Consider the following 23855-nt stretch of genomic DNA (forward strand, 5'->3'; position numbering starts at 1 on the left):
ACCGGTGTGATTGAACGCAATGCATATTAGAGAGTCCGTAACTCACGGATAGTCATAGGGAATTGGTAGTGCTACGACTCTTCAATAAAAAAACCCATGCGCTTCTGGGGATCGACATCAGTTCGACGTCGGTGAAGCTGCTGGAGTTGAGCCGCCAGGGCGATCGATACCGCGTCGAGTCCTACGCGGTCGAACCGTTGCCAGCCAACGCCGTGGTCGAGAAGAACATCGCCGAGCTCGAAGGGGTGGGGCAGGCGTTGTCGCGCCTGTTGGCCAAGGCCAGGACGCCCTTGCGTGGCGTGGCCGTGGCCGTTGCGGGTTCGGCGGTGATCACCAAGACCATCGAGATGGACGCCGGGCTGTCCGACGATGACATGGAAAACCAGCTCAAGATCGAGGCCGATCAATACATCCCCTATCCCCTGGATGAGGTGGCCATTGATTTCGAAGTCATGGGTGTTTCGCCACGCAGTGCCGAGCGCGTCGAAGTGCTGCTGGCGGCGTGCCGCAAGGAAAACGTCGAGGTCCGCGAGGCCGCGTTGGCGCTCGCCGGGCTGACGGCCCGGGTGGTCGATGTGGAAGCTTATGCGCTGGAGCGTGCTTTCGGCCTGCTCGCCAAGCAACTGGCTGCCTCTCAGGAACGGCTGACTGTGGCGGTTGTCGACATCGGCGCCACCATGACCACCCTTAGCGTGCTGCACAACGGGCGCATCATCTATACCCGCGAACAATTGTTCGGCGGTCGCCAACTGACCGAGGAAATTCAGCGTCGCTATGGCCTGACACCCGAACAGGCCGGCCTGGCAAAGAAGCAGGGTGGCCTGCCGGACGACTATCTCAGCGAAGTGCTGCAACCTTTTCGCGAGGCCCTGGTACAGCAGGTCTCGCGGTCCTTGCAGTTCTTCTTCGCCTCGGGCCAGTACAGTGCGGTGGACCACATTTTGCTGGCCGGGGGCACGGCTTCGGTCGCCGGCCTGGATCGGCTGATCGAGCAGCGCCTGGGCACGCCGACCCAGGTGGCCAACCCCTTTACCAACATGGCCCTGAGCAGCAAGGTCAATGCCGGCGCCCTGGCCGGTGATGCGCCGGCACTGATGATTGCCTGTGGGCTGGCCCTCAGGAGTTTCGACTGATGGCGCGGATCAACCTGCTTCCATGGCGCGAAGAGCTGCGTGAAGAACGGCGTAAACGCTTTTTGCTGGCCTTGGTGGGGGCGCTGGTCGGTGCGGTCGGCGTGGTCCTGGTCGCGGTCCGGTACTTCGACAGCGCCATCGACCATCAGGTCGCTCGCAATAGCCATCTCTCCCAGCAGATCGCCGTGCTGGACGAACGCATCAAGCAGATCAGCGAATTGAAGGCCCGTCGCCAGCAATTGGTGGAGCGCATGCGCATCATCCAGGACTTGCAAGGTAACCGGCCGGTCAGCGGGCGCATCTTCGACCAATTGGTGCGGACCCTGCCGGACGGGGTGTATTTCACTGAAGTGAAGATGGAAGACCGGACGCTCTTGATCAAGGGGGCCGCGGAATCGAACAACCGGGTTTCGGACCTGATGCGCAACCTGGACTCGTCGGACCTGTTCGACACGCCCAGCCTGACGGAGGTCAAGGCCACCACCGCTGGGCAGCTCGACCAGGCCAACGTCTTCCAGTTGACGGTTCGCCAGACTCGCCCGGCCGATGCGGAGGACGCCCAATGAAGCCAGGGGAGTGGTTCGACGCATTGCGCAAGATCGATCTCAGTGACCTGGACACCAACAACATCGGTTCCTGGCCTGCGCCGATCAAGTGGCTGGCGGGTGTCCTGCTGGTGGTCCTGGTGCTGGGGCTGGGCTATAACTTTGCCTTGAGCGACTTGGAGAACCAGTTGCAGCAGGTGCGCGAGGAAGAAAACACCCTCAAGGCGCAATTCGCGGGCAAGGCCCACATGGCTGCGAACCTGGAGCGCTACACCGAGCAGATGAAGCAGATGGAAATGTCTTTTGGTGTGCTGTTGCGGCAATTGCCTAGCGATACCGAAGTGCCAGGCCTGCTGGAAGACATTACTCGCACCGGCCTGGGCAGTGGCCTGGAGTTCGAGGAAATCAAGCTGCTGCCGGAAGTCACCCAGCCGTTCTACATCGAGTTGCCGATCCAGATCACCGTGACCGGCGGCTACCACGACCTGGCGACGTTCGTCAGTGGGGTGGCGGGGCTGCCCCGGATTGTCACGCTGCACGATTTCGAGATCGCACCGATGGAGCCCGAGGCCGGCGCGAAGCTGCGCATGAGCATCCAGGCCAAGACCTACCGGTACAACGAGCAGGAGGCGCAACCATGAGGCCGCTGTGTCGTATCTGCCTGCTGGCAGGCCTGGTTGCGCTGGCGGGCTGCGATAACGACAACGGTTTCAGCGACCTGGACGCCTACATGAACGAAGTGCGTCTGCGGCCACCCGGCAAGATCGAGCCGACGCCGACGTTCAGGCCCTACGAAACCTTTACCTACAGTGCCGCCAACCTGCGCAGCCCGTTTTCCCGGCAGGTTCGCGTGGACCAGGCTGAACGGCAGCGGGGCTCGCGCAATGTCCGGCCCGACCCGAACCGGGTCAAACAGTACCTGGAAGGCTTCAACATCGAGCAGTTCGAAATGGTCGGTACGATCTCCAATGTCAGTGGCTCCTTCGCGCTCCTGCGGGGCGCGGGCGGGGTGCATCGGCTCAAGGTCGGTGACTATCTGGGGCGCAACGACGGGCGGATCGTCAGCATCAGTGCCACCCAGGTCGATGTGGTCGAAATCGTTCCCGATGGCGAGGGTGCCTGGCTGGAGCGACCACGGACCATTCCTTTGAAAGAGCATTCATAGTGGAATTCGAACAATGAACAGGTTTTTTTCAGCCCTCGGTATTTCGCTATGGATAGCGCTGTTGTCGCCGATGGTTCTTGGGGCCAGCCTGAAGACGCTGGATGTGGCGGCGTTGCCGGGGGACCGTGTCGAGTTGAAGCTCACCTTCGACGGGCCGCCGCCACCACCCCGGGGCTACACCACCGAACAACCGGCCCGGATTGCACTGGACCTGCCGGGCGTGACCAATCAACTTTCCAGCAAGCGCCACGACCTGGGCGGGGGCAATGCACGCAGCGCCACTGTGGTCGAGGCTGGGGATCGTACTCGGTTGATCATCGGCCTTACCCAACTGGCGCCATATGACACCCGGATCGAAGGTAACAACCTGTTCGTGGTGGTTGGCAAGGGCGCCGCCCCGAAGAGCACTGCCCCGAAGAACTCCACCACTCAGCCCCCGCGCCCGGCGGTTGCCAGCGCTGCGCCTGCGAGGGCCAGTGGGCCGGTGGGCAAGGCGATCCGTGGGGTGGACTTCCAACGCGGGACCCAGGGCGAAGGCAACGTGGTGATCGATCTGTCTGATCCGTCCATCGCCCCGGACATCCAGGAGCGCGAAGGCAAGATCATCCTCAATTTCGCCAGGACGCAGTTGCCCGAGCCGCTGCGGGTGCGCCTGGACGTCAAGGACTTCGCTACCCCGGTGCAATTCGTCAATGCCAGCGCCGGCAGCGACCGGGCGACCATCAGCATCGAACCCAGCGGGACTTTCGACTACTCGACCTACCAGACCGACAACAAGCTCACCGTCAGCGTCCGGCCCATGACCGTCGACGACCTGCAAAAACGTAACGCCGACCGGGCGGCCTACAGTGGCGAGAAGCTCTCGCTCAACTTCCAGGACATCGAGGTGCGTTCGGTCCTGCAACTGATTGCCGATTTTACCAACCTGAACCTCGTGGCCAGCGACACGGTGCAGGGTGGCATCACCCTGCGGTTGCAGAATGTGCCCTGGGACCAGGCGCTCGACCTGGTGCTCAAGACCAAGGGGTTGGACAAACGCAAGGTCGGCAACGTGCTGTTGGTGGCTCCGGCCGATGAAATTGCCGCCCGTGAGCGCCAGGAACTGGAGTCGCAGAAGCAGATTGCCGACCTGGCGCCGCTGCGGCGTGAGCTGTTGCAGGTCAACTATGCGAAGGCGACGGACATCGCCAAGCTGTTCCAGTCGGTGACCAGCGCCGAGGCGAAAGCCGATGAGCGCGGCACGATCACGGTCGATGAGCGAACCAACAACATCATTGCCTACCAGACCCAGGACCGTCTCGACGAACTGCGCCGGATCGTGGCGCAACTGGATATTCCGGTGCGCCAGGTGATGATCGAGGCGCGGATTGTCGAAGCTAACGTCGACTACGACAAAAGCCTGGGCGTGCGTTGGGGCGGTTCGATTCAAAACAAGGGCAACTGGAGTTCCTCGGGGGTTACCACGGGCGATTCAACCACTATCGGCACGCCGGGTAGCACCAGCACCAACCAGCCGTTCGTCGACCTGGGCGCCTCGGGCAATACCTCGGGCATTGGCATTGCCTTCATCACCGACAACGTATTGCTGGACCTTGAACTGACGGCCATGGAGAAGACCGGCAACGGGGAGATCGTCTCCCAGCCCAAGGTGGTGACGTCCGACAAGGAGACGGCAAAGATCCTCAAGGGCACGGAAATTCCTTATCAGGAAGCCAGCTCCAGCGGTGCGACGTCGGTGTCGTTCAAGGAGGCTTCACTGTCGCTGGAGGTGACCCCGCAGATCACTCCAGACAACCGGATCATCATGGAGGTCAAGGTCACCAAGGATGAGCCGGACTACCTGAACAAGGTGAATGATGTGCCGCCGATCAAGAAAAACGAGGTCAATGCCAAGGTCCTGGTCAATGATGGCGAGACCATTGTGATTGGCGGGGTTTTCTCAAATACTCAGAGCAAGGTTGTAGATAAGGTGCCATTTCTTGGCGATGTGCCGTATCTTGGCCGCCTTTTCCGGCGTGATGTGGTTTCGGATAGCAAATCCGAGCTGCTGGTGTTCCTCACTCCGCGTATCATGAATAACCAGGCGATTGCTGTGAGTCGTTGATTCTGTGCGAAATTTGATTCTTGTTGGGCCGATGGGCGCTGGAAAAAGCACCATCGGCCGTTTGCTGGCCAAAGAGCTGCGCCTGCCGTTCAAAGATTCCGACAAGGAAATTGAATTGCGCACGGGCGCCAATATCCCATGGATTTTCGACAAGGAAGGCGAGCCGGGCTTTCGTGACCGTGAGCAGGCGATGATCGCCGAGCTGTGCGCGTTCGATGGCGTGGTGCTCGCCACCGGTGGCGGCGCGGTGATGCGCGAAGCCAACCGTCGGGCGCTGCATGCCGGCGGACGAGTGGTCTATCTGCATGCTTCTGTCGAGCAGCAGGTGGGTCGCACCGCTCGGGATCGCAACCGCCCGCTGTTGCGCACCGCCGACCCGGCCAGGACCCTTCGGGACCTTCTGGAGCTGCGTGATCCGCTGTATCGGGAGATCGCCGACCTGGTGGTGGAAACCGACGAGCGGCCGCCGCGGATGGTGGTGCTGGACATTCTCGATCGCCTTCAGCAACTGCCTCCCCGTTAATGCGCTTGGCGAAATGCGCTATCCTCGACGTCCCGTCGGAACCCGTCCGAGGCGTGGCGGATAGCCATTAATGACGGCAAGCCAAGCTCTTGGGACCTGTGGCGAGGGGATTTATCCCCGTTGGGCATTTCGTTAATCGCAGGCAGGACGCCTGATTCCATCTTCACTGTGGGGACACATGCAGACACTTAAGGTCGACCTGGGCGAGCGCAGCTACCCGATTCATATTGGCGAGGGCCTGCTGGACCAGCCCGAACTGCTGGCGCCGCATATCGCCGGGCGGCAAGTAGCGATCATTTCCAATGAAACCGTCGCGCCCCTGTATCTGGAACGTCTGACCCGCAGCCTGTCGGCCTTCTCGGTCATTTCCGTGGTATTGCCCGACGGCGAAGCCTTCAAGAACTGGGAAACCCTGCAACTTATTTTCGATGGCCTGCTGACTGCGCGCCACGATCGCCGCACCACGGTGCTTGCCTTGGGTGGCGGTGTGATCGGCGACATGGCCGGTTTTGCAGCCGCCTGCTATCAGCGCGGCGTCGATTTCATCCAGATCCCCACCACGCTGCTGTCGCAAGTCGACTCGTCGGTGGGCGGCAAGACCGGGATCAACCATCCGTTGGGCAAGAACATGGTCGGTGCTTTCTATCAGCCCAATGTGGTGCTGATCGACACCGCCACCCTCAATACCCTGCCGGCTCGCGAACTGTCTGCCGGGTTGGCGGAAGTCATCAAGTACGGGCTGATCTGCGACGAGCCGTTCCTGGGCTGGCTAGAAGAGAACGTCGACCGCCTGCGCGCACTCGATCAAGCAGCCCTGACCTACGCCATCGAACGCTCCTGCGCCGCCAAGGCCGCCGTGGTGGGGGCCGATGAGCGTGAATCGGGAGTGCGTGCCACGCTCAACCTGGGCCACACCTTTGGCCATGCCATCGAAACCCACATGGGCTATGGTGTCTGGCTGCATGGCGAGGCCGTTGCGGCCGGTACGGTCATGGCCCTGGAGATGTCTGCGCGCCTGGGCTGGATCAGTGAACAGGAGCGCGATCGCGGTATCCGTCTGTTCCAGCGCGCCGGGCTGCCGGTGGTTCCGCCTGAAGAAATGACCGAGGCGGATTTTCTTGAACACATGGCAATCGACAAAAAAGTGATCGACGGTCGTCTGCGTCTGGTGCTGCTGCGCCACATGGGCGAAGCGGTGGTGACCGACGATTATCCGAAAGAAGTTCTACAGGCCACGCTGGGAGCGGACTACCGCGCCCTGGCTCAGCTTAAAGGTTAATAAGATCCGATGACTAGTTTGCATGCCGACGAGGCTTTCCTCGGCCATTTCCAATTGAGTCATGACCCTTTCGCACCGCGGGTCCCGGGCTTCAAGTTCTTTCCTGCACAGCGCAAGCCGGTACTGGGCCAGTTGCATCACCTGGCGCGCTACAGCCAGTTGCTGCTGGTGGTCACCGGTCCCCAGGGTAGCGGCAAGACCTTGCTGCGCCAGGCCCTGGTGGCCAGCACCAACAAGCAGTCCGTGCAAAGCGTGGTGGTATCGGCCCGTGGCGCCGGCGATGCGGCCGGTATATTGCGTCAGGTGGCCCAGGCGCTGAACGTCGCGCAGGCCGAAATCGGTGCAGTTCTCGATCAGATCGTGCAACTGGCGCTGACCGGGCAGGAAGTCTATCTGCTGGTGGACGATGCCGAGCAGCTCGACGAGTCGGCCCTCGAGGCCCTGCTGGCCTTGGCGGCCGGAGCGCCAGAGGGTCGCCCTCATGTGTTCCTGTTCGGTGAGTCGTCGCTGATCGCTGATCTGGAGCAATTGAACCTTGAGGAAGAGCGCTTCCACGTCATCGAGTTGGCACCCTACACCGAGGAAGAAACGCGTGAATACCTGGCCCAGCGTCTTGAGGGGGCGGGCCGGGGTATCGAACTTTTCACCGCCGATCAGATCTCTGAGATTCACGAAAGCTCCGACGGTTGGCCTGGCAACATCAACCAGGTCGCCCGCGATGCTCTGATCGAAGTCATGATTGCCAGCCGCTCAGCGGTGAAGCGTCCAAGTATGGGGTTCAACATGCCGAAGAAACACGTATTGGCAATTTCCGCCGTCGTCGTGGTCGCGGTTGCCGCCGCCTGGCTGATGCCGGGGCGCACCAAGGCGCCTACCACGGGTACCCCTGCCAACGAACAGGCGCAACTGCCTCTCGGCCAAGGGACGCCGCAACCCAACGGGGGTGCGCCGGCAGTGGAATTCGCCGGCAACACCCAGCCGATGCCACTGCCGCTGGTCGGCCAGTCGCAACCGGTCATGCGTGGCCCGTTGGCTGAAGCGGCCGGTGGCATCACCGAAGGCGACGACGGCGCAGCGCCACCGGTCGACGACAGCAGCGACGTGCCGCCGACCGTGACCACCACCGCACCGCCTGTGGGCGTGCCGGCCGGCCCTGCCCCGACGCCTGCCCCGGCCGCCAAGCCGACTCCGGCACCCACCCAGGTGGCCACCGCCAAGCCTGCCCCGGTTCCAGCGCCTGCCGCCAAGCCGGCGGCACCAGCGCCCGCAGCCAAGCCTGCTGCTGCCCCGGCCAAGACCGCGGGCGGTAGCTGGTACGCTGGCCAGGCACCGGGCAACTACGTAGTGCAGATCCTCGGCACCAGCTCCGAAGCCGCGGCACAGAACTTCGTCAAGGAGCAGGGCGGCGAGTACCGCTATTTCAAGAAAGTCCTCAACGGCAAGCCGCTGTATGTCATCACCTACGGCAGCTTTGCCAACCGTGATGCAGCCGTTTCCGCCATCAAGGCCTTGCCAGCGAAGGTTCAGGCTGGTAAACCTTGGCCTCGCACTGTCGCCAGCGTCCAACAGGAACTGGCAGCAACTCGCTGAAGATTCGGCGGCCTTACCCAGGCCGCCTCTCCCGGCAACCTCAAAATTTCCGCAGGGGCGGGCGACCTTTCAGGCCGCGCGCCTTGTGGTGTCTGCGTCACAGTAGTGTTTGAGTCGTAGCGGTCGAACCCAAAAAAGTTTTGACTAGCACAGCATATAGCTTTAAACCTTTCACAAATGCGACATGGATTTGCGACAGTTCGTCGTCAAATTTGTGAGCCTCTGTGTCGGTGTGTACAATGACCTCCCTTTTGCCCCCGCAAAGCTGGCGTACGTTCGGCGCGGCATGCAACTGGTTGAATTGAAAAGAAATTTGCCTCGATTAGAGGCAGCCTGGTGAGAAAGTGTCTATGAAAGCAGGTCTGTACCAACCAGATGAATTCAAGGATAACTGCGGTTTCGGCCTGATAGCTCATATGCAGGGCGAGCCCAGCCACACCCTTTTGCAAACGGCCATTGAGGCCCTGACCTGCATGACCCACCGTGGTGGGATCAACGCCGACGGCAAGACCGGCGACGGTTGTGGCTTGCTGATTCAAAAGCCCGACGAGTTCCTGCGTGCCATTGCCCAGGAAACGTTTGGCGTGACCCTGCCCAAGCAGTACGCCGTGGGCATGGTGTTCTTCAATCAGGACCCGGTGAAGGCCCAGGCGGCTCGCGAAAACATGAATCGCGAGATCCTGGCCGCCGGCCTGCAACTGGTCGGCTGGCGCAAAGTGCCGATCGACACCAGTGTCCTCGGCCGCTTGGCGCTCGAGCGCCTGCCGCAGATCGAACAGGTATTCATCGCTGGCGAAGGCCTGAGCGACCAGGACATGTCGATCAAGCTGTTCAGCTCCCGTCGTCGTTCGTCCGTGGCCAATGCCGCCGACACCGATCACTACATCTGCAGCTTTTCCCACAAGACCATCATCTACAAAGGCCTGATGATGCCGGCGGACCTCACCGCCTTCTATCCGGACCTGAGCGACGAGCGCCTGAAAACCGCGATCTGCGTGTTCCACCAGCGTTTCTCCACCAACACCCTGCCGAAATGGCCGCTGGCCCAGCCATTCCGCTTCCTCGCCCACAACGGCGAGATCAACACCATCACCGGCAACCGCAACTGGGCCGTGGCCCGTCGCACCAAGTTCGCCAACGACCTGATGCCCGACCTCGAAGAACTCGGCCCGCTGGTCAACCGCGTGGGTTCGGACTCCTCAAGCATGGACAACATGCTCGAGTTGATGGTGACCGGTGGCATCGACCTGTTCCGCGGCGTGCGCATGCTGGTGCCGCCGGCGTGGCAGAACGTCGAGACCATGGACCCGGACCTGCGGGCCTTCTACGAATACAACTCCATGCACATGGAGCCGTGGGATGGCCCGGCCGGTATCGTCATGACCGACGGTCGCTACGCCGTATGCCTGCTGGACCGTAACGGCCTGCGGCCGGCGCGTTGGGTCACCACCACCAACGGGTTCATCACCCTGGCTTCGGAAATCGGTGTCTGGAACTACCAGCCCGAGGATGTCATCGCCAAGGGGCGCGTGGGCCCGGGCCAGATCTTTGCCGTGGACACCGAGACCGGCCAGATCCTCGACACCGACGCCATCGACAACCGTCTCAAGTCCCGTCATCCATACAAGCAATGGCTGCGCAAGAATGCCCTGCGCATCCAGGCGACCATGGAAGACAACGACCACGGTTCGGCTTTCTACGACGTCGATCAGCTCAAGCAGTACATGAAGATGTACCAGGTGACGTTCGAAGAGCGTGACCAAGTGCTGCGTCCGCTCGGCGAGCAGGGCTACGAAGCGGTCGGCTCCATGGGTGACGACACGCCGATGGCCGTGCTGTCGCAGCGCGTGCGCACGCCTTACGACTATTTCCGCCAGCAGTTCGCCCAGGTGACCAACCCGCCGATCGACCCGCTGCGCGAAGCGATCGTGATGTCCCTGGAAATCTGCCTCGGTGCCGAGCGCAATATTTTCCAGGAGTCGCCGGAGCATGCCTCGCGGGTGATTCTCAGCTCGCCGGTCATTTCCCCGGCCAAATGGCGCTCGCTGACCAATCTCGACCGTCCGGGCTTCGCGCGCCAGGTCATCGACCTGAACTACGACGAAAGCGTCGGCCTGGAAGCTGCGATCCGCAACGTTGCCGATCAGGCGGAAGAAGCCGTGCGCGCCGGTCGCACCCAGATCGTGCTGAGCGACCGTCATATCGCGCCGGGCAAGCTGCCGATCCACGCCTCGCTGGCCACCGGCGCGGTGCACCATCGCCTGACCGAAAAAGGTCTGCGCTGCGACTCCAACATCCTGGTAGAGACCGCCACCGCCCGCGATCCGCATCACTTTGCGGTGCTGATCGGTTTCGGTGCCTCGGCGGTGTATCCATTCCTGGCCTATGAAGTGCTGGGCGATCTGATCCGTACCGGTGAAGTGCTGGGCGACCTCTATGAGGTCTTCAAGAATTACCGCAAGGGCATCACCAAGGGCCTGCTCAAGATCCTGTCGAAGATGGGCATCTCGACCATCGCCTCGTACCGTGGCGCGCAACTGTTCGAGGCCATCGGCCTGTCGGAAGAAGTCTGCGAGCTGAGCTTCCGTGGCGTGCCGAGCCGCATCAAAGGGGCGCGTTTCGTCGACATCGAAGCCGAACAGAAAGCCCTGGCGGCCGAAGCCTGGAGTCCGCGCAAGCCGATCCAGCAAGGCGGCCTGCTGAAGTTCGTCCATGGTGGCGAGTACCACGCCTACAACCCGGACGTGGTCAACACCTTGCAAGCCGCCGTGCAGCAGGGCGACTACAGCAAGTTCAAGGAATACACCTCGCTGGTGGACAACCGTCCGGTGTCGATGATTCGCGACCTGCTCAAGGTCAAGACCCTCGACACGCCGTTGGACATCAGTGAAATAGAACCGCTGGAGTCGGTGCTCAAGCGCTTCGATTCGGCCGGTATTTCCCTGGGTGCCTTGTCCCCGGAAGCCCACGAAGCCCTGGCCGAAGCCATGAACCGCCTCGGTGCGCGTTCCAACTCCGGCGAAGGCGGCGAAGACCCGGCGCGCTACGGCACCATCAAGAGCTCGAAAATCAAGCAGGTAGCCACCGGCCGCTTCGGTGTGACGCCAGAATACCTGGTCAACGCTGAAGTGCTGCAGATCAAGGTTGCCCAGGGCGCCAAGCCCGGCGAAGGCGGCCAGCTGCCTGGCGGCAAGGTCAACGGCCTGATCGCCAAGCTGCGCTACGCGGTGCCTGGCGTGACCCTGATCTCACCGCCACCGCACCACGACATCTACTCGATCGAAGACTTGTCGCAACTGATCTTCGACCTCAAGCAGGTGAACCCCAAGGCGCTGGTCTCGGTGAAACTGGTGGCGGAAGCCGGCGTTGGCACCATCGCGGCGGGCGTGGCCAAGGCCTACGCCGACCTGATCACCATCTCCGGCTATGACGGCGGCACCGGCGCATCGCCGCTGACCTCGATCAAGTACGCCGGTGCACCGTGGGAACTGGGCCTGGCCGAAACTCACCAGACCCTGCGCGGCAACGATTTGCGCGGCAAGGTCCGGGTGCAGACCGACGGCGGCCTGAAAACCGGCCTGGACGTGATCAAGGCCGCCATCCTCGGCGCCGAGAGCTTCGGCTTCGGCACCGCGCCGATGATCGCCCTGGGCTGCAAATACCTGCGCATCTGCCACCTGAACAACTGCGCCACGGGCGTGGCGACCCAGAACGACAAGCTGCGCAAGGACCACTACATCGGTACCGTGGACATGGTGGTGAATTTCTTCACCTACGTGGCCGAAGAAACCCGTGAGTGGCTGGCGAAGCTGGGCGTGCGTTCGCTCGAAGAGCTGATCGGCCGTACCGATCTGCTGGAAGTGATCGAAGGCCAGACCGCCAAGCAGCATCACCTGGACCTGACCCCATTGCTGGGCAGCGATTACATTCCGGCAGACAAGCCACAGTTCTGCCAGGTTGATCGCAACCCACCATTCGACAAGGGTGAGCTGGCCGAGAAGATGGTCGACATGGCCGCTGCGGCGATCAACGACCTGAGCGGTGCCGAGTTCGACCTGGATATCTGCAACTGCGACCGTTCCATCGGCGCACGGATCTCCGGCGAAATCGCCCGCAAGCACGGCAACCAGGGCATGGCCAAGGCGCCGATCACCTTCCGCTTCAAGGGCACCGCAGGCCAGAGCTTCGGCGTCTGGAACGCCGGTGGCCTGGACATGTACCTGGAAGGCGATGCCAACGACTACGTGGGCAAGGGCATGACCGGCGGCAAGCTGGTCATCGTTCCGCCCAAGGGCAGCGTCTACAAGACCCAGGACAGTGCCATCATCGGCAACACCTGCCTCTACGGCGCCACGGGCGGCAAGCTGTTCGCCGCCGGCACCGCAGGCGAGCGTTTTGCCGTGCGTAACTCCGGGGCCCACACTGTGGTGGAAGGCACCGGCGATCACTGCTGCGAGTACATGACCGGTGGTTTTGTCTGCGTGCTGGGCAAGACCGGTTATAACTTCGGCTCTGGCATGACTGGCGGTTTCGCCTACGTGCTCGACCAGGACAACACCTTCGTTGACCGGGTCAACCACGAACTGGTGGAAATCCAGCGGATCAGCGGCGAGGCGATGGAAGCCTATCGCAGCCACCTGCAAAACGTGCTGAACGAGTACGTCGCGGAAACCGACAGCGAGTGGGGGCGTGAGCTCGCCGAGAACCTCGATGACTACTTGCGCCGTTTCTGGCTGGTCAAGCCGAAGGCTGCCAACCTGAAGTCGTTGCTTTCCAGCACTCGTGCCAACCCGCAGTGATATGCGCCTGAAGAGTTTGATGAGGTTTTAACAATGGCTGAACGTCTGAATAACGACTTCCAGTTCATCGATGTCGGGCGCAAGGATCCGAAGAAGAAACTGTTGCGTCAACGCAAGAAAGAGTTCGTGGAAATCTACGAGCCTTTCAAACCCCAGCAGTCGGCCGATCAGGCCCATCGCTGCCTGGGCTGCGGTAACCCGTACTGCGAATGGAAGTGCCCGGTGCACAACTTCATTCCCAACTGGTTGAAACTGGTGGCCGAGGGCAACATCCTCCAGGCCGCCGAGCTGTCCCACCAGACCAACACCCTGCCGGAAGTCTGCGGCCGGGTGTGCCCGCAGGATCGCCTGTGCGAAGGGGCGTGCACCCTCAACGACGGTTTTGGCGCGGTGACCATCGGTTCGGTGGAGAAATACATCACCGACACTGCGTTCGCCATGGGCTGGCGTCCGGACATGTCCAAGGTCAAGCCGACCGGCAAGCGCGTGGCGATCATCGGTGCCGGCCCGGCGGGCCTGGGCTGTGCCGACGTGCTGGTGCGTGGTGGCGTGACCCCGGTGGTGTTCGACAAGAACCCGGAAATCGGCGGCTTGCTGACCTTTGGCATCCCCGAGTTCAAGCTGGAAAAGACTGTGCTGAGCAATCGTCGCGAAGTCTTCACCGGCATGGGCATCGAGTTCCGCCTGAACACCGAGGTGGGCAAGGACGTGACCATGGAGCAACTGCTCGAAGAATACGATGCCGTGTTCATGGGCATGGGCACCTACACCTACATGAAGGGCGGCTTTGCCGGAGAGGACTTGCCGGGTGTCTACGACGCCCTGGATTTCCTGATCGCCAACGTCAATCGCAACCTGGGCTTTGAAAAGTCGCCGGAAGATTTCGTCGACATGAAAGGCAAGAAGGTGGTGGTGCTCGGCGGTGGCGACACGGCGATGGACTGCAACCGCACCTCGATCCGCCAGGGCGCCAAGTCGGTGACCTGCGCCTACCGTCGTGACGAAGCCAACATGCCCGGTTCGCGCAAAGAGGTGAAGAACGCCAAGGAAGAAGGCGTGAAGTTCCTCTACAACCGCCAGCCGATCGCCATTGTCGGCGAAGACAAGGTCGAAGGCGTGAAGGTGGTCGAGACCCGTCTCGGCGAGCCGGACGCCCGTGGCCGCCGCAGTCCCGAGCCGATCCCCGGTTCCGAAGAGATCATCCCGGCCGACGCCGTGGTCATCGCCTTCGGCTTCCGCCCAAGCCCGGCGCCGTGGTTCGAGCAGTTCAGCATCCAGACCGACAGCCAGGGCCGCGTGGTGGCTCCGGAGCAGGGCCAGTACAAGCACCAGACCAGCAACCCGAAGATCTTCGCCGGTGGCGACATGGTCCGTGGTTCCGACCTGGTGGTAACGGCGATCTTCGAAGGCCGCAATGCGGCGGAAGGGATTCTGGATTATCTGGGCGTCTGACGACGCCAGCTGCGAGCTTTAAGCTGCAAGCCACAAGTTCGAAGCAGATGAGCTTGAGGCTTGTAGCTGATAGCTTGCAGCTGCTTCTATGCGACAAATTGCCCCGATAGATAAAAGGCACGGCTCTTGCCGTGCCTTTTGCGTCGCGCTCTGAGAAAATGCCCGCACTTTTTTTCCGGATGCCGACATGACTGCCCTGAAGAACGACCGTTTCCTTCGCGCCCTGCTCAAGCAACCCGTTGACGTCACCCCGGTGTGGATGATGCGCCAGGCTGGTCGCTACCTGCCGGAGTACCGCGCCAGCCGCGCCAAGGCCGGTGACTTCATGAGCCTGTGCATGAACCCACAGTTCGCCTGCGAAGTGACGATGCAGCCGCTGGATCGCTATCCGCAGCTGGACGCGGCCATCCTGTTTTCCGACATCCTGACCATTCCCGATGCCATGGGCCAAGGCTTGTACTTCGAGACCGGCGAAGGCCCGCGCTTCAAGAAAGTCATCAGCACCCTGGCCGACATCGAGGCCTTGCCGATTCCCGATCCGCAGAAAGACCTGGGCTACGTCATGGACGCGGTCAGCACTATTCGTCGTGAACTCAACGGGCGCGTGCCGCTGATCGGTTTCTCCGGCAGTCCCTGGACGCTGGCGACCTACATGGTCGAAGGCGGTTCGTCGAAGGACTTCCGCAAGACCAAGGCGATGCTCTACGACAATCCGCAAGCCATGCACCTGCTGCTGGACAAGCTGGCCCAGTCGGTCACGTCCTACCTCAACGGGCAGATCCTGGCCGGTGCACAAGCGGTGCAGATCTTCGATACCTGGGGCGGCAACCTGTCGGCGGCGGCGTACCAGGAATTCTCCCTGGCCTACATGCGCAAGATCGTCAGTGGCCTGATCCGCGAGCACGAGGGTCGTAAAGTCCCGGTGATCCTGTTCACCAAGAACGGCGGCCTGTGGCTGGAAAGCATCGCCGATGCCGGCGCCGACGCCCTGGGCCTGGACTGGACCTGCGACATTGGCAACGCTCGCGAGCGTGTCGGTCACAAGGTTGCCCTGCAAGGCAACATGGACCCGACCGTGCTTTACGCCAAGCCTGAAGCCATCCGCGCAGAAGTCGGGCGCATCCTGGCCAGCTACGGCAGCGGCAGTGGCCATGTGTTCAACCTCGGCCATGGCATCACCCCGGAAGTCGACCCGGAACACGCTGGGGCCTTCCTGCGGGCGGTGCATGAGTTGTCGGCGCAGTACCACCAGTAATCGTTTTCCAGCGTCACCCCGCCTGTTCGGACCCGTGCCGGACAGGCTTTTTTTCGCCTGTTTTTTTATCTATTAAATGCAAGGCGTCAGTTGTTTTGTCTGATGTGTCTGTTTGTTTTTGTTTGATAGTTATTTCTGTTCGTAAGAAGTTTCTCAAGCTATGTAAGAGAAATAGCTTCAGAGATCATTCCTTCTATTTTGAGAGATTTTTCCTACATAGGAACTGTTCAACTTTCTATAAGGTTCGGCGCTTGTTAGGTCTGGCGCTGAACGATCCGGCGCGCCTTTCAAGATGACGGTGATTCGTCTTTTCAATCTCGATGAGTAGTCTGGAACTTATATGAAAAATAACTTCAATAAGGGCAATGTATTAACGGGGTGTGCTTCGTCGTTAGTGCTGTTGTCGGCCATGGTGGCGTCCCAAGGTGTGCATGCACATGGTTTCGTCGAAGTGCCGCCTTCTCGTGCGCTGTTGTGCCAGAAAGGTGTCAACCTAAACTGCGGTGGCGCGCAATACGAGCCGCATAGTACCGGCGAGACCTTCAAGGGCTTCCCGAATGGAGCCGGTGGTGGGCCGCTGCAAGGCCCTATCGACGGCAAGATCGCCAGCGGCGGCAACGCCAACTTTTCTGCCCTTGATGCGCAATCGGCTTCGCGCTGGCATCTGACCGAAATCAGGGACCGCAACACTACCTTCCAATGGAAATACGACGCAGCGCACCGGACGAGCAAACACGAATACTTCATTACCCGCGACGGTTGGAAGCCGAACCAAGCGCTCAAGCGCTCCTCGTTCGACAGCACGCCGTTCTGTACGGTGGATGGCGGTCATCAAATTCCGGTAAGCGGTGCCCCGCACAACTGCGTCATTCCTGACAGTAAATCGGGTCATCACGTCATCCTGGCCGTCTGGACAGTGGGCGACACGGATAACGCGTTCTACAACCCGGTGGATGTGAACATTCTCGCCGAAGCCGCATTGCCGGGCGGCTGGTTGCCGGTGGGCAGCATTACGCCATCGACTCCGTTGCTGGCGGGTGACAAGGTCAAGGCCCGTGCATTCTCCGCCACCGGCGAAAATGCTGAGTACAGCGTAGAAATCAGTATCGACAACGCTGAAGAAGGCAAGCCTGAGAATTGGTCGTTCAAACTGGCCGAAGCCATTAACACCCATGCCCTGATTCGTGCCGGTATTCGTGGTGAAGACGGCAATATCGCGCCGGTCAAAGGTACCAACAGGCTGTACGCCCAGAAAGAAAGCGGTGTGACTGGCTATCAAGTGCAGTTGGACATGCAGGAAGACGCCAGCGCCAGCATGGAAATTTCTTCCCTGCAGCCAGAGTACGTGCTCGATAAAGGTCGGGTCAGCATGGCGTTCACCGCGCAGACAAACCGCCGAATGAACCTCGAAGCCGCACTGTTCGATGAGAAGAACAAGCAGGTCGGTACCGTCAGCCAGGCCGTGGGTGAAGGCAGTACCGGCCTGAGCCTGGACGTGCGCAGCGCCCCGGGCGCCCACACCCTGACGCTGGTGGGCACCACCGAAGATGGGCGTACCACGCGCCAGGAGACCCAGACCGTCACCCTGACCGGTGAGGGCGCCGGCATCGAGTACGACTTCGTGTTCCCTGAAGGCATCAGTGACTACACCGCCGGCACGAAAGTGCTGCAGCCCAAGACTGACGAAGTCTTCGAGTGCAAGCCGTTCCCGGCGTCCGGCTACTGCAAGCAGTACAGCCCGACCTCGAACGGTTTTGAACCGGGTGTCGGTGCCTCCTGGCAAAGCGCCTGGGACAAGCTGTAAGTCCTGACAGGCATGGCTTCAGGCGGCCCACCGGGTTGCCTGAAGCCTTCAAGCGAGGGCGCGATGATGCATTCCAATTATTCCAAGCGACGGGTGCTGCTGCACTGGCTGTCGGCGGTGATTATTTTATGGACGTTGGTGTCCGGTTTTTATGTGGCTTTCAACCCGGTGTCGGCTTCGACCGAACACTGGATCGGCTCACTCAATGTGTCGTTGACCACGCTGTTCATTCCGTTTTTCGTGTGGCGGGCCTGGCTGTTTTTTTGTGAGCTGGAGCCCCGTGGGGCAGCGCTTTCATTGAACAAGAAGCTGGCCTTGGCGGTGCATGCGCTGATCTACCTGACCATCAGCGTCGTGCTGGTGACCGGCGTACTGATGATGAAAAGCACCATCAGTGTCTTCGGCCTTGTTCGCTTTCCTCAACCATTGGCTGATCCGGCGCTGATCGAACTGGCCAACACCCTCCATAGCCTGTCTTGCGTGGTGCTTTCGATGCTGATTGCGCTGCACCTGTGCGCGGTGCTCTGGCATGAGTTTTCCGGGCGCAGGGTGGTACGACGCATGTCTTTCGCCAAGCCAGCTGGCGCGATGAGCCGGAGAGCGCAAAGGTGAGCCTGTCTTTCCTTGGCCGCCGCCTGCCGAGGCTGCTGCTGGTGCTCGTGCCGCTGCTTTACGGGATATTGCTGGCCGGACAAGAGTGGCGCTTTCACCAGGGTTTGGGTCGTGATGTGCCGGTGCCGGCGGACCCGCCGATGGTTCCGGTTCGTGACCTGCCCAACGTGCAAGCCGTGGCGACCGTGCTTGGCCTGGCGCCTGAAGGTGCCCAGGCGCCAAGCGCCGAACCGATTACGTTGCAGGCCAGTTTTGTCGCCGGCCAAGGTTTGTCGCGGGCATTGTTGGCGGACGCCGCCGGCCCGCGCATTTACCAGGTGGGTGAGCGCTTGCCCGGTGGCAGCGTGCTGCGTCGGGTCGAAGCCGGCCATGTGACGTTGTGGCGCAACGGACGTGAAGAGCGCCTTTCCCTGCAACAAGACGCCAAGCCCTTGCTGCGCCGATTGACCCCCGAAGACGGGCACCATGCCACGCTTGTTTCCACGCAATACCTACGCCCGGTGGCCGGGCAATCAGAGTGATCGAATTCATGAACAGCTTTATCCGGGGCCGTGTAGCACGCGTCCTGTTCGGCCTTGCAGTGGTGTGTCCACTGACGTTTCCCGTTTCGCTGCGAGCCGAGGAGGCCCAGTGGCAACTGGCGATGAACAACGCGGAACTGCGCGACGTGGTCGAGGAATTCTCGGCGATCCTGGGCAAGACCGTGGTGCTCGATCCCCGGGTGTCAGGGCGCATTACGGTCATGTCCCGTCAAGCGCTGGACCGCGAGGGGGTACGTCGGTTGTTCTATTCGGTACTCGATGCACACAACTTCACCGTGATCGACGAAGGCGAGCGGATCCTGATCACCCCGGTCAGCGATGCCAAGACGCGTGCCGGTATCGCCGACGAACAAAGCGCCACACCGTCGCAGTTCATCACCCGGGTCCTCGACTTGCAATCGAGTGTCGCTGCCGACGTCGCCGGGCTGATCCGCCCCTTGGTATCGGCCAATGGTTACGTCGGCCCTTCGGTCTCGTCCAACGCCTTGGTGGTCACCGACACGGCGGCCAACGTCCAGCGCATCACCGGCGTGGTGCAACGGTTGGATTCAGGACGCAACCGCAATCACGTGGTGGTGCGCTTGAAGCACGCCCAGGCCGGGGACATCGCCCCACTCGTGGAAGCCTCCGGCGGCAAGCGCGAGGGGGAAACGGCGGGCGTGGTGATCGCCGATGCCCGCAGCAACCGGCTGGTGATCATCGGCGCGCCAGCGGTGCGTCAACGCCTGGTCGACCTGGCCCGGACCCTGGACGTGCCGGCAGCCGCTTCCCAGGACAACGCGCGGGTCATCCGTCTGCGTCACAGCGATGCCAAACAGTTGGCCGAGGTCCTGGAAGGTGTCGGGCAGGATAGGAAAACCACGCCGGTCCTCGCTGGCCAACGGGAAACCGCGGGGGCCAGCCCCTTCAGGATCAAGGCCGATGAAAGCCAGAATGCCTTGGTCCTGATCGCCGAGCCGGCCCAGGTCCGCATCATCGAGAACATCGTCCGGGAGCTGGACCAACCCCGGGCCCAGGTGCTCATTCATGCGGCCATCGTCGAGGTGAGCGGAGATATTTCCGAAGCGCTGGGGGTGCAGTGGGGACTCAAGAGCGGCAGCGCGACAGGTGGCATCAATTTCCCGGGAACCGACATTCCGATCGTCGGCCTGGACTTCAATAAGCTGGATAAAAAGACTGAAGGCGCATTCCTGCGGCTGGGCGGTGACCGCTTCAGTGCGCTGGTTTCGGCGCTGGCGAGCGATACTCACAGCAACCTGCTTTCCACCCCCAGCCTGCTCACCCTGGATAACCAGGAAGCGGAAATCATCGTGGGCCAGAACGTCCCGTTCAAAACGGGTTCCTATGCCACCAGCGGCAACGGTGCGGACAATCCGTTCACCACCGTGGAGCGCAAGGACGTCGGCATCAGCCTCAAGGTCAAGCCCTACATCAACGAAGGCTCGACCTTGCGTCTTGAAGTCGAGCAGGAAGTTTCGGATATCGCACCGTCTGTTTCCGGAGTCGATTCCTCCGATCTGATCACCAACAAGCGCGCCTTGAAGAGCACGATCCTGGCGGACGATGGCGAGATCATCGTGATCGGCGGCCTGATCCGCGACAGTGTCCGCAGCCAGCAAAGCGGTGTGCCGCTGCTGCGCAGTATTCCCTACTTGGGCGCGTTGTTTCGCTGGAACCGCGACACCCAGACCAAAAGCAACTTGATGGTGTTCCTGCGCCCGACCATCGTGCGCAGCAGCGAAGACCTGGCCGATGTGAGTCGCCAGCGCTACGACGCGCTCCGGGAACTGAGCAAGCCCGGCTCGCGGAAAAACAACTCGCTGCTGTTGCCCCGGGATGCCCGCCAGTTGTTCGACTCATCCAAGGATGCATCAGCGGCCGATTCGCAACAGCGTGCGGGGGCCTTGTGACTGAACCGCAGGCCCCGTTGCCCTTTGGTTTCGCCAGACGTTTCGGTGTGCTGCTCGAAGGCGAGGGGCCGACCTTGAGCCTGGTGATGCGCGGCGACACGCCCCTGACCGCCGTGGCCGAAGTGCGGCGCCTGTGCGGGCGGGATTTGCCCATCCAGGTGCTGGAACCGACGCTGTTCGCCGCGCGCCTGGCCAGCGTCTATCGCCAGGGCCAGAGTGCCGCCGAGCAGGTGGCCCAGGGCCTGGACGAAGAGCTGGACCTGCTCAGCCTGGCCGACCAAATGCCGCAGACTACCGACTTGCTGGAGCAACAAGGTGATGCGCCGATTATCCGGCTGATCAACGCGCTGCTCAGCGAGGCAGTCCGCGAACAGGCCTCGGACGTGCACCTGGAAACGTTCGAGCAATACCTGTCGGTGCGCATGCGCATCGACGGGCAGTTGCAGGAAATGCTGCGCCCGCGCCGGGAACTGGCGAACTTGCTGGTGTCGCGGATCAAGGTCATGGCCCGTTTGGACATCGCCGAAAAGCGCGTACCCCAGGATGGGAGAATGGCCTTGCGCCTGGCCGGCCATGAAGTCGATGTACGGGTCTCCACGTTGCCTTCGGCCCATGGCGAGCGCGTGGTGTTGCGCTTGCTCGACAAGCAGGCCGGGCGTTTGGACCTGCATCGCCTGGGCCTGCCCGACGACACCCTCGCCGACCTGCGGCTATTGCTCGGCAAACCCCACGGCATCGTGTTGGTGACCGGTCCCACGGGTTCTGGCAAGACCACCAGCCTGTACGCGGCCTTGAGCAGCATCAACGACCAGAGTCGCAACATCCTCACCGTCGAAGACCCCATCGAATATCACCTGCCGGGCATCGGCCAGATGCCGGTCAACCCGAAGGTCGACATGACATTCGCCCGTGGTTTGCGGGCTATTTTGCGCCAGGACCCGGACGTGGTGATGGTCGGCGAGATACGCGACCGCGAGACCGCCGAAATCGCCGTCCAGGCGTCGCTGACGGGCCACCTGGTGCTCTCGACCCTGCACACCAATACCGCCGTCGGCGCGGTCACGCGGCTGGTGGACATGGGCGTGGATGCGTATCTGCTGGCGTCGTCCCTGGCCGGCATCGTCGCCCAGCGCTTGTTGCGGGCCTTGTGCCCGTCCTGCAAGACGCCTTATGTGGCCGACGTCGCTACGTGTCGGCGCCTGGGCCTCGATGCCGGTGCCGCGCCCCGGTTGTTCAAGGCCCAGGGCTGCGAGCAATGCCAGAAGGGTTATCGCGGACGCTTTGGTATCTATGAGTTGGTGAATGTCAGCGCCGCCCTGTCGCAACTGATTCATCAGGGCGCCACCGAGCAGGCGCTGGCCGCCGAGGCGCGCAAGACCTCCCGCAGCCTGTTTCAGGACGGTCGCCAGCGGGTGCTGGAAGGCCTGACCAGCGTCGACGAACTGCTGCGCATTACCCAGGGGGATTAGCACCATGCCGACCTTCGACTATCGGGCCGAGGACGCCCAGGGCCGCCGCTGCAAGGGCCGTGTGGAAGCCGACAGCCCGCGCCATGCTCGCCAGTTGCTGCGCGAGCGCGGCTTGCTGCCCTGCGAACTGCTTGCAGCGAAGGAACCGCGAACCCTGGGCGGGTGGCACGCCGGAACGTGGTTGAGCCCGGCAGATCTGGCATTGCTGACGTTGCAGTTGTCCACCTTGATCCAGGCCGGCCTGCCCCTCGAAGAATCCCTGGGAGCGGTGGCGCAACAGAGCCAGAAGCGCCGTGTCGCCCACCTGCTGGCGGCGGTGCGCAGCCGGGTGATGGAAGGCCACGCATTGGCGACGGCCCTGAGGGCCTTTCCCCAGGCGTTTCCCGAGCTGTTCTGCGCCACCGTGGCCGCCGGCGAGCAATCCGGCCACTTGGGCCAGGTGCTGGAGCAATTGGCGACCTACACCCAGGCGCGCCAGGCGTCGCGCCAGCGCATTCAACTGGCGTTGGTGTACCCACTGATTCTGATGCTGGCCTGCGTCGCGATTGTCGCGTTCCTGCTGGGCTACGTGGTGCCGGATGTGGTGAAGATTTTCGTCGACAGTGGCCAGCCGTTGCCTTGGCTGACTCAGGCGCTGATTGCGATGAGCGACGGCTTGCGTCGCTACGGTCTGCTGTTGCTCGGGGCCCTGGCCGGGCTGCTCGGGCTGTGGCGCTGGAGCCTGCGCCAACCGGCGTGGCGCCTGCGTTGGCACCGCTTGTTGCTCAGGCTGCCGTTGTTGGGCGAGGTGCTGCGGGCAATGGAAGCGGCCCGTTTCGCCAGCACCTTGGCGATCCTGAGCAAAAGCGCGGTGCCGCTGGTGGAGGCCTTGCACATTGCCGCCCAGGTGATCGGCAACCTGACCATTCGCGCACGCATGGCCGACGTGGCCCGTTCGGTCCGCGAGGGCGGCACCCTGACCCGTGGCCTGGAACTGGGCGGGGATATCCCGCCGCTGATGCTGCACATGATCGCCAGCGGTGAACGAGCCGGCGAACTCGACAGCATGTTGGCCCGCGCCGCCGAACAACAAGAGGCCAGCCTCGCGGCACGCATCGCGCTGGTGGTGAGCCTTTTCGAACCGGCCATGTTGGTGCTGATGGGCGGCGTCGTGCTGCTGATCGTCATGGCCATTCTGCTTCCTATCTTGAGCCTCAACCAATTGGTGAATTGACCCATGACACTTCAAAACAACCGACCGGTACGCCCCCAGCGTGGTTTCACCCTGATCGAAATCATGGTGGTGGTGGTCATTATCGGCATCCTCGGCGCCATCGTCGTGCCGCAGTTTATGAGCCGGCCTGACCAAGCCAAGGTCACGGCCGCGCGCACTGATATTCAGGCGATTGCCACGGCCCTGGAAATGTACCGTCTCGACAATGCTCAATATCCTTCGACCCAGCAGGGCCTGGAGGCGTTGAGCAAGCGTCCTTCCGGTACGCCAGCCGCGAAAAACTGGAACCCCCAAGGGTATCTGAAGAGCCAGCCGGTCGACCCTTGGGGCACGCCCTATCAGTACCTCAATCCTGGCCTCAAGGCGCTCGATGGCGGTTACGACCTGTACTCGCTGGGTGCCGACGGCCTGCTGGGCGGCGAGGGCTTTGCCGCCGACATCGGCAATTGGGCTGAGTGAA

General features: G+C 62.0%; 18 protein-coding genes. All 18 read left to right on the plus strand.

The window, feature by feature from the left end; all coding sequences use genetic code 11:
• Positions 1 to 68: 68 nt before the first annotated feature.
• The 18 genes from BLU76_RS08230 to gspG all read left to right on the plus strand — a co-directional run bounded on the left by BLU76_RS08230 (position 69) and on the right by gspG (position 23854).
• Positions 69 to 1133 carry a pilus assembly protein PilM gene (locus tag BLU76_RS08230; RefSeq protein ID WP_092146785.1) on the plus strand — a complete coding sequence of 355 codons (1065 nt, stop codon included), beginning with the start codon at positions 69 to 71 and terminating at the stop codon, positions 1131 to 1133.
• Positions 1133 to 1699, plus strand: coding sequence for a PilN domain-containing protein (locus tag BLU76_RS08235; RefSeq protein WP_092222311.1), 567 nt, complete (start codon positions 1133 to 1135; stop codon positions 1697 to 1699). Before BLU76_RS08230 ends, BLU76_RS08235 begins: the two co-directional genes overlap by 1 nt.
• Positions 1696 to 2319: a type 4a pilus biogenesis protein PilO gene (gene pilO / locus BLU76_RS08240; protein ID WP_092222313.1), complete on the plus strand. Its 624-nt coding sequence runs from the start codon at positions 1696 to 1698 to the stop codon at positions 2317 to 2319. The genes BLU76_RS08235 and pilO overlap by 4 nt, the downstream gene beginning before the upstream one ends.
• Positions 2316 to 2843 (plus strand): pilus assembly protein PilP, encoded by a 528-nt coding sequence (locus tag BLU76_RS08245; RefSeq protein WP_063323303.1) that lies wholly within the window; start codon positions 2316 to 2318, stop codon positions 2841 to 2843. The genes pilO and BLU76_RS08245 overlap by 4 nt, the downstream gene beginning before the upstream one ends.
• A 13-nt stretch (positions 2844 to 2856) precedes the next feature.
• Positions 2857 to 4947 (plus strand): type IV pilus secretin PilQ, encoded by a 2091-nt coding sequence (pilQ, locus tag BLU76_RS08250; RefSeq protein ID WP_063323302.1) that lies wholly within the window; start codon positions 2857 to 2859, stop codon positions 4945 to 4947.
• Positions 4948 to 4951: 4 nt separating this feature from the next.
• Positions 4952 to 5470, plus strand: a complete 519-nt coding sequence (gene aroK, locus BLU76_RS08255) for a shikimate kinase AroK (protein ID WP_092222315.1) — start codon at positions 4952 to 4954, stop codon at positions 5468 to 5470.
• A 178-nt stretch (positions 5471 to 5648) separates the two neighbouring features.
• Positions 5649 to 6749 (plus strand): 3-dehydroquinate synthase, encoded by a 1101-nt coding sequence (aroB, locus tag BLU76_RS08260; RefSeq protein ID WP_063323301.1) that lies wholly within the window; start codon positions 5649 to 5651, stop codon positions 6747 to 6749.
• Between the two features lie 9 nt (positions 6750 to 6758).
• Positions 6759 to 8339, plus strand: coding sequence for an AAA family ATPase (locus tag BLU76_RS08265; RefSeq protein WP_092146782.1), 1581 nt, complete (start codon positions 6759 to 6761; stop codon positions 8337 to 8339).
• A gap of 350 nt (positions 8340 to 8689) precedes the next feature.
• On the plus strand, positions 8690 to 13138 hold the full coding sequence (gene gltB, locus BLU76_RS08275) for a glutamate synthase large subunit (protein WP_063323299.1): 4449 nt from the start codon (positions 8690 to 8692) through the stop codon (positions 13136 to 13138).
• Positions 13139 to 13171: 33 nt separating this feature from the next.
• Positions 13172 to 14590, plus strand: a complete 1419-nt coding sequence (locus tag BLU76_RS08280) for an FAD-dependent oxidoreductase (protein ID WP_039592434.1) — start codon at positions 13172 to 13174, stop codon at positions 14588 to 14590.
• Between the two features lie 187 nt (positions 14591 to 14777).
• Entirely contained in the window at positions 14778 to 15845 is a 1068-nt protein-coding gene (hemE, locus tag BLU76_RS08285; protein WP_092222317.1) for a uroporphyrinogen decarboxylase, read from the plus strand.
• 340 nt (positions 15846 to 16185) lie between these two features.
• On the plus strand, positions 16186 to 17649 hold the full coding sequence (gene gbpA, locus BLU76_RS08290) for an N-acetylglucosamine-binding protein GbpA (protein ID WP_092222319.1): 1464 nt from the start codon (positions 16186 to 16188) through the stop codon (positions 17647 to 17649).
• A 66-nt stretch (positions 17650 to 17715) separates the two neighbouring features.
• A complete protein-coding gene (locus tag BLU76_RS08295; protein ID WP_092222547.1) occupies positions 17716 to 18261 on the plus strand; it encodes a cytochrome b in 546 nt (181 codons plus the stop codon).
• Entirely contained in the window at positions 18258 to 18782 is a 525-nt protein-coding gene (locus BLU76_RS08300) for a type II secretion system protein N (protein ID WP_092222321.1), read from the plus strand. The genes BLU76_RS08295 and BLU76_RS08300 overlap by 4 nt, the downstream gene beginning before the upstream one ends.
• 8 nt (positions 18783 to 18790) lie before the next feature.
• Positions 18791 to 20713 (plus strand): type II secretion system secretin GspD, encoded by a 1923-nt coding sequence (gene gspD / locus BLU76_RS08305; RefSeq protein ID WP_170862056.1) that lies wholly within the window; start codon positions 18791 to 18793, stop codon positions 20711 to 20713.
• Entirely contained in the window at positions 20710 to 22182 is a 1473-nt protein-coding gene (gene gspE, locus BLU76_RS08310) for a type II secretion system ATPase GspE (protein ID WP_092222325.1), read from the plus strand. The genes gspD and gspE overlap by 4 nt, the downstream gene beginning before the upstream one ends.
• A 4-nt stretch (positions 22183 to 22186) precedes the next feature.
• Positions 22187 to 23395 (plus strand): type II secretion system inner membrane protein GspF, encoded by a 1209-nt coding sequence (gspF, locus tag BLU76_RS08315; protein ID WP_092222327.1) that lies wholly within the window; start codon positions 22187 to 22189, stop codon positions 23393 to 23395.
• Positions 23396 to 23398: 3 nt separating this feature from the next.
• Positions 23399 to 23854: a type II secretion system major pseudopilin GspG gene (gspG, locus tag BLU76_RS08320; protein WP_092146771.1), complete on the plus strand. Its 456-nt coding sequence runs from the start codon at positions 23399 to 23401 to the stop codon at positions 23852 to 23854.
• The last annotated feature ends 1 nt before the right edge of the window (position 23855 follow it).

It is taken from the genome of Pseudomonas sp. NFACC08-1 (genome assembly GCF_900106735.1).
In the GTDB taxonomy this organism is placed as follows: Bacteria; Pseudomonadota; Gammaproteobacteria; order Pseudomonadales; family Pseudomonadaceae; genus Aquipseudomonas; species Aquipseudomonas fluorescens_Q.

Excerpts from the sequence above, each read along its gene's own strand:
- BLU76_RS08235 (WP_092222311.1), top strand. The coding sequence starts at position 1,133 with ATGGCGCGGATCAACCTGCTTCCATGGCGCGAAGAGCTGCGTGAAGAA.
- pilO (WP_092222313.1), top strand. The coding sequence starts at position 1,696 with ATGAAGCCAGGGGAGTGGTTCGACGCATTGCGCAAGATCGATCTCAGT.
- BLU76_RS08245 (WP_063323303.1), top strand. The coding sequence starts at position 2,316 with ATGAGGCCGCTGTGTCGTATCTGCCTGCTGGCAGGCCTGGTTGCGCTG.
- pilQ (WP_063323302.1), top strand. The coding sequence starts at position 2,857 with ATGAACAGGTTTTTTTCAGCCCTCGGTATTTCGCTATGGATAGCGCTG.
- aroB (WP_063323301.1), top strand. The coding sequence starts at position 5,649 with ATGCAGACACTTAAGGTCGACCTGGGCGAGCGCAGCTACCCGATTCAT.
- BLU76_RS08265 (WP_092146782.1), top strand. The coding sequence starts at position 6,759 with ATGACTAGTTTGCATGCCGACGAGGCTTTCCTCGGCCATTTCCAATTG.
- gltB (WP_063323299.1), top strand. The coding sequence starts at position 8,690 with ATGAAAGCAGGTCTGTACCAACCAGATGAATTCAAGGATAACTGCGGT.
- BLU76_RS08280 (WP_039592434.1), top strand. The coding sequence starts at position 13,172 with ATGGCTGAACGTCTGAATAACGACTTCCAGTTCATCGATGTCGGGCGC.
- hemE (WP_092222317.1), top strand. The coding sequence starts at position 14,778 with ATGACTGCCCTGAAGAACGACCGTTTCCTTCGCGCCCTGCTCAAGCAA.
- gbpA (WP_092222319.1), top strand. The coding sequence starts at position 16,186 with ATGAAAAATAACTTCAATAAGGGCAATGTATTAACGGGGTGTGCTTCG.
- BLU76_RS08295 (WP_092222547.1), top strand. The coding sequence starts at position 17,716 with ATGCATTCCAATTATTCCAAGCGACGGGTGCTGCTGCACTGGCTGTCG.
- gspD (WP_170862056.1), top strand. The coding sequence starts at position 18,791 with ATGAACAGCTTTATCCGGGGCCGTGTAGCACGCGTCCTGTTCGGCCTT.
- gspF (WP_092222327.1), top strand. The coding sequence starts at position 22,187 with ATGCCGACCTTCGACTATCGGGCCGAGGACGCCCAGGGCCGCCGCTGC.
- gspG (WP_092146771.1), top strand. The coding sequence starts at position 23,399 with ATGACACTTCAAAACAACCGACCGGTACGCCCCCAGCGTGGTTTCACC.